This is a genomic window from Paracoccus angustae, assembly GCF_042648745.1.
Classification (GTDB): domain Bacteria; phylum Pseudomonadota; class Alphaproteobacteria; order Rhodobacterales; family Rhodobacteraceae; genus Paracoccus; species Paracoccus angustae.
In genome coordinates this window covers 1-9,833 of record NZ_JBHRXY010000063.1, presented here as the reverse complement: position 1 = coordinate 9,833, position 9,833 = coordinate 1, and the positions used below count along the sequence as shown (strand labels likewise).

Genomic DNA, 9,833 nt, shown 5'->3' with positions numbered 1-9,833 from the left:
GATCGACACGATGCTCATCCAGGGGAGTGTGACATTCCTGAATTGCAGAGGTGAGACATTTTAACTTTGCGGCTATAGAGCCAACGCCAATAGGGCTTATTATGGAACATAGATTGAAAATGGACATCGGATTGTATTCTTACTCTTAGCTGTGACAAATTGCTGTCATCCTCTAGTACTACTTTGGCAGGTTTTTGCTGATCCGATCTTTTCTGACTCCATGGTCGACATTTCGAGTGATCCATAGGGAGCCCTTTGAGGGAGGCTGGCGGTTTATGGAGAACTGGCGGGCGCGTTTGTTGCGGCGCTTGGGCATAGGACACGAGGGCGGATGCGTCCCGCCTGTGTTGCCGGGCTGATCGGCCTGGGTGATCGCAAGAGCGTGCAGCCGATGGCGGCGCGGGACAGGGCTATCAGCTATGACCAACTGCATCATTTCATAGCCGACAGGGTCTGGGATAGCGCGCCGCTGGAGGCGGCCTTGCTGGCTGAGGCCGACAGGCTGGTTGGCGGCGAGGAGGCTTTTCTGGTCATCGATGATACTTGTTTGCCGAAGAAGGGCGAACGCTCGGTCGGGGTTGCGCCGCAATATGCCTCATCGCTGGGCAAGACCGCGAATTGTCAGTCGCTGGTCTCGGTAACGCTGGCCTCGGGCGAGGTGCCGGTCACGGTGGGGTTGCGGCTGTTTCTGCCAGAGGTCTGGACCAACGATCCCGACCGCATGGCTCGGGCGCGGGTGCCGGAAGATCGGCAAACGGCTTTGAAACGACGATCGCCTACGCCTTCCTGCAATCCCGCCGCCTCAAAGCCGCGAAGCGGGAAAGAAAGAGTTCCCGGACCATCCCCGCAACCAACCATGCCAGCCGTCGGGCAAGCCATCCTCGACGCCTTCGTGAGACCGCCACCAATGCGCCATCCTCATTGTGAAAGGCTCATCGCAGAACGTCCCAAGGAAAATCCGCCAAAGTCGTACTGGGGCTTGCTGACCAGTGTCGCCTCGAGAAAGGCCTCCCACGCACGAACGGAGTTCCCGGAGCCCCGGGCCAGCACGCGGCCGACGTCGAGGGCGTCATCCGGATGCCCCCCGGATGACGCGATTAGCGCGTCTGATAAAAACTTACGGAGATCGCCCTTCCCCCAGGATCGCGGTCGCGGCGACAATGTGGGGCTGGATTCTCTTGATCGTCACAAGTAAGTGCTCCTGCCCGACCAGACTCATCTCCGAGGGCAGCGGCGACTCCAGGATGTGGCTCGTTGTTACATTCATCCCTGCCTTTGAATGGCAAAAGCGCCTGCCGGGTAGACGCGCGCAAGGGCATCGGACTTGAACGCCGTCAGTGGCGAAGGGTCGCAGGTCGCAGCGGAAAGACGCTCCAGAAGAACACGGCGAACCTAGTCCAGACGCCCGCTGCCTGCCGCTCATGCAGCCTGCCCCGAACGGTCATGCCCGAGCAGCCGCACTCGCGCGGCAGCCTTTTCCGGGTGACTCCAGGGCGCCGGACAAAGACAATGCCGCCCTTGGGCCCCGGCCGCTCCTGTGACAGAAAGGGCGCAACGGCCATCCCGCAGGTCATTGCATGCAAGGGGCGTGCTCATGGCTTCAACGCATGAAAAGCGGTTTCGGGAGGCGCGCTCGAAGGAAAGCCATGCGATCCCGATCAGACGGCGGACGGCCGGATCCTGAAAACAAGAACACCGGCAACGCCCCGGATGGTCTTGCACGCCCCATCGCGATCGTCGCCATCGCGCAGCTTTTCGGAACCTCCTTGTGGTTCAGCGCGAACAGCGCCGCGGACGGGCTGATGCGCGCATGGAGGGTGGGCGCAGGTGAAATAGGCTGGCTGACCAATGCCGTTCAGGCCGGGTTCATTCTGGGAACACTGGCGATGTCCCTGCTGGGGATCGCGGACCGTTTCCGTGCAAGCGGGATTTTCGTGGCCTCGGCCGTGGCGGGCGCGCTGTCCAATGCCGGTTTCGCATGGCTGGCGCAGGACGTTCACAGCGGGGCTTTCTTCCGCTTTTTGGTGGGCCTCAGCCTGGCGGGCATTTATCCCATCGGCATGAAGCTGGTCGTCAGCTGGGAGCCGGAGCGCACGGGCCAGGCGCTTGCCTTGCTGGTGGCGATGCTGACCCTGGGAACCGCGCTGCCGCATTTCCTGCGCTTCACCGGAGAAGATCTGCCCTGGCAATGGATCGTGACCTGCTCATCCCTTCTGGCCCTGGCGGGAGCATGGACGATTCACCGTCTGGGGACCGGGCCGCATCTGCCGATCCGGCCCATGACGGACGGGACGGCGCGGCCATCGGTTCTGTCGGCCTTCGGGATCGGCCAGTTCCGTGCGGCCGCGATAGGCTATTTCGGCCACATGTGGGAACTCTATGCCTTCTGGACGGTGGTGCCGCTGCTTGTCGCATCGACCGGACTTGCGGACCGTTTCCCTGCTGCCGGAGTGGCCGGGCTGTCCTTCGCGATCATCGGGGCGGGCACGGTCGGCTGCCTGATCGGAGGCGCGCTTTCACGGCGGATCGGAAGCGACAGAGTGGCCCTCGGCGCCTTGGCGGTTTCGGGCGGTTGCATCGGCATCTTCGCCCTGGGATGGCCGATCCTGCCTCCTGCGGTGCTGATGGGGGTGCTGCTGATCTGGGGGGCGTCGGTTGTCGCGGACTCGCCGCAGTTTTCGGCGCTGTCGGCGCGGTCCTGCCCCAAGGACATGGTCGGAGGAGCCTTGGCCATCCAGAACGCCCTCGGCTTCGCCATCACCATTGTCTCGATCGCGGGTGTCATGGCGCTGTTCGAACGCATCGGGCCTGCGGCGGTGTGGCTGCTGCTGCCGGGACCGGCGGCCGGGCTGTTCGGATATTGGCGCGTCGGCCGTCGCGCAGGATAGCCGTTATCGGCGTGGCTGCGGGATAAGGCATCTCTGCGCAGCGGTGGCTGCGCTCGGCGGCGGCCCATGCCGCCTTGTCAATCCGGCTGGTTTGCATCGCCGATCAGGCGGCGATAACGGCGGCCCTCGGCCACGGCATCCTCGAACCGTTCGATTCCCTTAGCCTCCAGCGCCGGGATCAGGCGCAAAAAGGCTTCGGCCGTGGCGATGGCATCGCCCATGGCCGTGTGACGCGCTTCGGGCACGATGCGGATCCCCAGACGCCGGGCCAGCGCGTCCAGCGTATGGTCGGCCGACTGGCCCCAGACCATCGCCGAAAGCAGAACGGTATCCAGCACGCGGTGGTCGAAACGAACGCCCGTTTCCGCCTCGGCCCGGCGCAGGAAGCCCATGTCGAAGGGCGCGTTGTGGGCGATCAGCACGCTGCCTTCGCAGAAATGCTGGAACGCGGTCAGGACGGATGTCAGATCGGGCGCGCCGCGCAACATCTCGTCCGTGATGCCGTGGATCGCCGTCGAGGTGGGCGGAACGGGCCTGCCCGGATCGACCAGCGTTTCGAAGCGTTCGCCCGTCAGCCGTCCGCGCGCCAGCCGCAGACCCGCGATCTGCACGATCCGGTCGCCGTCGGTCAGACCGGTCGTCTCGGTGTCGAAAACGACGCAGGTCAGATCCGCCAGGCGCGATGAAGCAATGCCCCGGCTGGCCAGGGCGAAGTCATAGGTCACGCCCCCGCTCTCGGCCGCGGCCTCGGCCTGCGCCAGCGGCAGGATCAGCCGCGCCGCCTTTCCGTCGGCTTCCGGCCAGATTCCCGTGCCATGCGCCGCCAGGATCTCGGCTCCGGTCACGTCGGGCCGTCCGGGGTCGGGCGCTTCGGCCAGCCAATCCTCCAGCCGGTCCACGGCCACCGCCGCGCCCTGCCATTCCAAAACAAGCTGCATTCCGTCCAGCGGGTCCGGCCGGACAACCACCCGAGGATCCCGACCCTCGGCCCGCAGATGCGCGTCCAGCGACAGCAGCAACGCGTTCAGCGGCCCCGCCTCGGCGCGAAAGGCAAGGCAGGAAAGGGGTTCGGCGGGTTCAAGGCCCGCCGTCAGTTCATCCAAACCCGCCAGTCCAGAGGGCGCATCACTGGCGAGGATCCGGGACAGCGTCCGGGTGGCCGCGGCAAGGCCCTGCCCTTCGGCCTGAATGGCCTTGGCCAGTGCGGGCGGAATGGGGCCGTTCAGCGCATCCAGCATCGGCACCAGCGTGGCCGCATGGCGGCGCAGCGCCTCGAGCGTCGAACGGGGCGCGGGACTCTCGGCCGCCTGCTGGCGCAGGATCAGCAGCAGGCCTGCGTCCGTCCGGCGCAGCCGGCCCGACAGACGCACGCCCTGCGCGGTCAAGCAGGACAGGTTTGTTGCCGTCGCGCCCGCGTCCAGCCGCGCCTCGGCCGCCCGCAGGGCGTCCGCGTTCAGATGCCGGTCCAGCGGACGATCCAATGCAAGCCCCGGCAGCAGGCGGGCGGCGCTGGCGTTATAGAAGATCACGCGGCCCCGCCCATCCGTCATGACCGCCCCGGCACCGAAGTCGGCCAGGATGGACTCAAGCGTCGCCTTTTCACGCGCCTGCTCGGCGGCGTGCGATCGCAGGGCCTGGTCCAGGGCCTCGGCCGCGCGCGCGCGCGCCTCGGCCGCATCGCGGGCGGCAGGGCCAAGATCGGCAAGATAGGCCATGTCCGACAGGTCGGGGGACCGGCCCGTCCGCAGGCTGCCGGCCAGGGTTTCGATGGGGCGCGCGACGTGCAGGTCGAACAGATACCAAAGCCCGACCACCAGGCCCGTCAGCCCAAAGCCCGCCACCATCGCGCCCTGCACGGCCGCGTCCGTTCCGCCCCGCGCGGCCAGCCACAGTGCCGCACCCGAGATTGCCAGGGCCGCAACGCCCACTGCCGCGAAAAGCGCCAGCAAACGCCATCGCAGCGAACGGTGCGTCATCATCGTCCGTCCAGCAGTCGGGCCATCTCGGCCCGCAGTTCGGCCAGTTCGAACGGTTTGGCGATAAAGCCGTCGGCGCCAAGCGCCATTCCCTTGCGATGCTCGACCACCGAGCCGCGCGCCGTCATCAGCAGAACCCGGACCTGGGCAAGGTCGGGATCGGCGCGCATGTCCTGCAAGACCTGATAGCCCGAGACTTCGGGCAGCATCACGTCCAGCAGCACCAGATCGGGACGCGTCGCGCGGATGCAGGACACGGCGCCCTTTCCGGTCGCCAGCCGGTCGTGGCGATGCCCGTCCCGCGTCAGCAGAAAGTCCAGCGCGACGGCGATGTTATCCTCGTCCTCGATGACCAGGATGTTGGCCATGTCAGCCCCCTGCCGCGCAAACGGCGGCAAAGGCCGGGTCGTCCGGTGCAGCCGCCGTCCAGTCGCCGCGCGCGGGCCGGATGCGCCCGCCCGCGCAATCGAAATGCTGCGGCACGATGACGGTCTGCCCATGCCGCTCGACCAGCATGATCGGCGCCTGCCTGATGCCGCCCTCGCCGTCGCGGATCTGCGCGGGGTCCAGGGCCGCGAACCGGACCTCGACCGGGGCGAGATAGGTCCATGGCGCCCATGGCTGGCTGGCGCGCCCGACCAGCAGCACCTGCGTGTCCTCCGGCAGGCTGGCGGTCGCGCGCCCGAACCAGGCATAATCGTTCCAGACGGAATAGCTGACCATGGCCAGACCGATGCCCGCGGGCAGCAGCCAGGTCGGCAGCGTCAGCCCCGCCTTCCGCGCCGCGTGCAACAGGGCGTAAAGCAGCGCAGCCATTCCGATGCCGACGGCGATCACCCCCAGAAGCTCGGTCCCGATCCCCGTCATCCCAGCATTCCTTTCCCATGTCCCGCCGCAGACTGCATCCCACGCACCACCACGAAAGCGTCGCGCAGATGGCTGCGTTCGAAATCGGGAAGATCCGCGGGCGACAGGTAATTGTCCGGCCGCCGTCCGGCCTTCACCTGATGCGCCTGGTTTTCCAGCCGGGCCGTCTGGATCACGTCATAGGCCGCGATCAGTTCCCTGGCCCCGCCGGGCGAGACGACGCCGCGCGTTCCGGCATCCTCCAGGCGCGCGCGGGTGTTGACGGCGGCGATCCGGCCTTGCAGCGCATAGATGCGCGCCAGATCCGTCACGGGAACGACGCCGTTGTGCTTCATGTCGATATGGTGGCGATGCTCGCCCGAACGGATCGTGGCAAAGCCGCCGATAAGGCCCAGCGGCGGCCGGTGCTTCAGCGCGTTGGCCACCATATGCGCCACAAAGATCGAGTTCCTCGACGCCGCTTCCAGCGTTTGGCGCTGCAAATCCTCCAGCAGCGCGGCCTCGCCCCCGATCGGGCGCAAATCAAACATCACCGAGGCCAGCATCTGAGCCTCGGGACTGGGACGGGCGATCCAGTCGCGGAAATAGCCTTGCCAGACCGGCACGGGCTGACGCCAGCGCGGGTTCGTGGCCATCATGTCGCCCGGGCAACGGACATAGCCGCAGGCGTGCAGCCCGTCGCAAACGCGCCGCGCCAGGTCCGCGAACCAGGGATGATCCGCATCGGCATCCGCGGCCAGGATCAGGCAGTTGTCCTGGTCGCTGACGCCCGTCTGTTCCTGCCGTCCCTGACTGCCGCAGGCGGCCCACAGAAAGGGCACGGGCGGCGGTTCCATCTGCTGCCGGGCCAGGTCCAGCAGGCGTCGGGTGACGGCATCGGCGATGTCGGTGATCATCCGGGTGACGACCTCGTGCCGCTGGCGCGCCTGGACCAGCTGCACCAGCAGTTCGGGGATGCGGGCCGTCACGCGCGTCATCTGGGCCACGTCCCCGGCCCGCGCCACCTCGCGGATCAGCCCAAGGGCCGAGATCGCCTGCACGCGCGTCAGATCGGTCTGGCTGATCATCCCGACAAAGCGCCCGTTCTCGACCACCGGCAGGTGGCTGACGCGGCGTTCCAGCATGATCGTCAGCACGTCGTAGCCAAGCGCCCCCGGCGCCAGGGTGACGGGATCGGCGGTCATCACCTCGGACACGGGAAGGCGCATGTCCAACCCCTCGGCCACGACGCGGTTCGACATGTCGCGGATGGTGACCAGCCCGATCAGGCGCCCCTGCTCCGTGATGCCGATGCTGCTGACGCCGGCGTGGCGCATCCGGCGCGCGGCCTCGATGATCGGCGTGTCGGGCGCGCAGGCGACGGGCTTGCCCGACAGCAGTTCTCCCACCTTCAGCATGGCGACGCTGGCGCCGCGGTCCGGCACGCCCCGCCCCCGGTCAAAGAACCGCGCCACCGTCCGATGCTCCCGGATCAGGCGCGTCACCTCGTCGCGCGGCAGCATCAGGATCACGGCATCGTCAACCGCGCGGGCGGACGTGACGGCGGTCCCGTCGCGCAGCAACCCCCGTTCACCGAAGGAATTGCGCGGCCCCAGTTTCGACACGCTGTCGCCGTGGCGGTCGCTGACGGCGACATGCCCGCTTTCGATCAGGTAAAGGCCTGCCAAGCGATCGCCGAACTGATAGATCGTCTCGCCCGCCGCATAGGACCTGCGGCTGAAGAAACCGGCGACCCGCGCCAGTTCGTCCCGCTTCAGGCTGTCGTAAGGATGCACGGTGGCGATGAAGTCCAGAATACCAGTCATCACCCGCTGACCTTTGCGAAGATGTCGCGCCCCTGTCGGGGCGCGACCGTTTCAGCCTCAGTGCGCGACCGCACCGCCCGCACCGCGCGGGACGCGGATCGATTCGACCAGTTCCTGCACATGAGCCGGCGGACGCTGGCTGACCGCCGAGACCCCGAAGGCCACGGCAAAGTTGATCAGCGCGCCGATGGTCCCGAACGAGGCCGGCGAGATGCCGAACAGCCAGGCGTCCGGCGTGTCGGGCAGCATGTTGGTGCCGGCGATGAAGAACCACCCCTTGAAGGCGAAGATGTAAAGGATGGTCGTGGCCATGCCCGCGATCATGCCCGCGATGGCGCCTTCCTTGCCGACCCGCTTCGAGAAGATCCCCATCATCAGCACCGGAAAGATCGAACTCGCGGCAAGACCAAAGGCCAGGGCCACGGTCTGGGCCGCAAAGCCCGGCGGGTTGAGGCCCAGAACCGTGGCCACAAGGATCGAAACCGCCATCGACACGCGCGCCGCGAGCAGCTCGCCCTTTTCGCTGATGTTCGGGCGCAGCGTGCCCTTGATCAGGTCGTGCGATACCGCGCCCGAAATCGCCAGCAGCAGACCCGCCGCCGTGGACAGGGCCGCAGCCAGGCCGCCCGCGGCGACGATGGCGATGACCCAACCCGGCAGGTTGGCGATTTCCGGGTTGGCCAGAACCATGATGTCGTTGTTGACGGTCGTCAGCTCGTTCCCCGCAAGGCCTTGCGCGGCCGCCATTTCGGCCGCGGGGCCTTCGGTGGCGGTGTCGTTGTAATACTGGATAAGGCCGTCGCCGTTCTTGTCTTCCCAGGCCAGCAGGCCGGTGGCCTGCCAGCGGCGCATCCAGGCCAGATCCGGCTGTGTCTCGATGGCTTCCAGCGACACGGGCTCTGCGCTGAAGGTTTCGCCGGTCTGCGCGCCGGGCCACATCGTCGCGGTCAGGTTGAAGCGCGCCATCGACCCCACGGCCGGGGCCACGGTATAAAGCAGCGCGATGAAGACCAGCGCCCAACCGGCCGACATCCGGGCGTCGGACACCTTCGGGACGGTGAAGAAGCGGATGATGACATGGGGCAGGCCCGCGGTGCCGATCATCAGCGCCATTGTGAACAGCACCATGTCCAGCGTCGAATTGTGATGCCCCGTGTACTGCCGGAAGCCCAGGTCCGTCACCACCTGGTCCAGCTTGGCCAGGAAAGCCATCCCCGAGGCGTCGTGCGTGCCGAACAGGCCCAGTTGCGGCAGGAAATTCCCCGTCAGCTGCAACGAGATGAACACGGCCGGGATCGTGTAGGCGATGATCAGCACGATGTATTGGGCCACCTGCGTGTAGGTGATGCCCTTCATGCCGCCCAGGACCGCGTAGCAGAACACCAGCGCCGCGCCGATCCACAGCCCGGTCGAGTTCGACACCTCCAGATAGCGCGAAAAGGTCACGCCGACGCCGGTCATCTGGCCGATCACATAGGTGATCGAGACGATCAGCAGGCAGATCACGCCGATGATGCGCGCGGGCTTTGAATAGAACCGGTCGCCGATGAATTCCGGGACCGTGAACTTGCCGAACTTGCGCAGATAGGGCGCCAGCAGCAGCGCCAGCAGCACGTATCCGCCCGTCCAGCCCATCAGGTAGGTCGAGTTGTCGTAGCCGGTGAAGGCGATCAGGCCCGCCATCGAGATGAAGGACGCGGCCGACATCCAGTCGGCCGCCGTGGCCATGCCGTTCATGACCGGGCCGACGCCGCGGTTGGCGGCATAGAATTCCGCCGTCGAACCCGCGCGGGCCCAGATGGCGATGCCGATATACAACGCGAAGGATGCGCCGATGACCAGCAGGTTCAGGGTGAATTGGCTCATCTGCGGTCCCTCACTCGTCCACGCCGTGTTCGGCATCCAGCTTGTTCATGCGCGCCGCGTACCAGAAGATCAGCACGATGAAGACCAGGATCGAACCCTGCTGCGCGAACCAGAAGCCCAGGTCCGTGCCGCCGATCGGAACCGCCGAAATCAGCGGCCGCAGGATGATCCCGAAGCCATAGGAAACCAGCGCCCAGATCGCGAGGCAGATATAGATGATGCGGAGATTGGCTTGCCAGTAAGCATTCGAAGATTGTCTGTCGCTCATGTGCTTGGTCTTCTCCCTGTTCAGACTTATCGTTGAGGCCGCCTTGTCTTCGGTTCTGCTCTGGTGCGGGGGCGGGCCTGGGGGTCTTGCGGGCTCCAGGCCCTGCGCGCCTTTACCGGTTCATGCGGTTGGCGATGAGGTCGTCGACCACTTCGGGTTCGGC

The 9,833-nt window shown here is 66.5% G+C and carries 7 protein-coding genes and 1 pseudogene; 2 read left to right on the top strand and 6 right to left on the bottom strand.

All coding sequences use genetic code 11. The annotated features are described in order from the left end of the window. Positions 1-275: 275 nt before the first annotated feature. Together ACFOM8_RS21895 and ACFOM8_RS21890 are read left to right on the top strand one after the other, a co-directional pair. Positions 276-760: pseudogene (locus ACFOM8_RS21895) on the top strand (IS701 family transposase); the annotation flags it as partial. A gap of 886 nt (positions 761-1,646) precedes the next feature. Continuing rightward, on the top strand, positions 1,647-2,888 hold the full coding sequence (locus ACFOM8_RS21890) for an MFS transporter (protein WP_377764503.1): 1,242 nt from the start codon (positions 1,647-1,649) through the stop codon (positions 2,886-2,888). Positions 2,889-2,965: 77 nt separating this feature from the next. Here ACFOM8_RS21890 and ACFOM8_RS21885 read toward each other — a convergent pair whose 3' ends face one another. The 6 genes from ACFOM8_RS21885 to ACFOM8_RS21860 are packed head-to-tail and all read right to left on the bottom strand — an operon-like array spanning position 2,966 to position 9,670. Beyond that, positions 2,966-4,867, bottom strand: coding sequence for an exonuclease domain-containing protein (locus ACFOM8_RS21885; protein ID WP_377764502.1), 1,902 nt, complete (start codon positions 4,865-4,867; stop codon positions 2,966-2,968). Further along, on the bottom strand, positions 4,864-5,232 hold the full coding sequence (locus tag ACFOM8_RS21880; RefSeq protein WP_377764501.1) for a response regulator transcription factor: 369 nt from the start codon (positions 5,230-5,232) through the stop codon (positions 4,864-4,866). Before ACFOM8_RS21880 ends, ACFOM8_RS21885 begins: the two co-directional genes overlap by 4 nt. Position 5,233: 1 nt before the next feature. Beyond that, entirely contained in the window at positions 5,234-5,731 is a 498-nt protein-coding gene (locus tag ACFOM8_RS21875) for a hypothetical protein (protein WP_377764500.1), read from the bottom strand. After that, the gene (locus ACFOM8_RS21870; RefSeq protein WP_377764499.1) at positions 5,728-7,536 is read right to left on the bottom strand and encodes a DUF294 nucleotidyltransferase-like domain-containing protein; all 1,809 of its coding nucleotides are present in this window, start codon (positions 7,534-7,536) and stop codon (positions 5,728-5,730) included. The genes ACFOM8_RS21875 and ACFOM8_RS21870 overlap by 4 nt, the downstream gene beginning before the upstream one ends. A 57-nt stretch (positions 7,537-7,593) precedes the next feature. Continuing rightward, positions 7,594-9,402, bottom strand: coding sequence for a sodium:solute symporter family protein (locus ACFOM8_RS21865; RefSeq protein WP_377764498.1), 1,809 nt, complete (start codon positions 9,400-9,402; stop codon positions 7,594-7,596). 10 nt (positions 9,403-9,412) lie between these two features. Then, entirely contained in the window at positions 9,413-9,670 is a 258-nt protein-coding gene (locus tag ACFOM8_RS21860) for a DUF4212 domain-containing protein (protein ID WP_377764497.1), read from the bottom strand. Between the last annotated feature and the right edge of the window lie 163 nt (positions 9,671-9,833).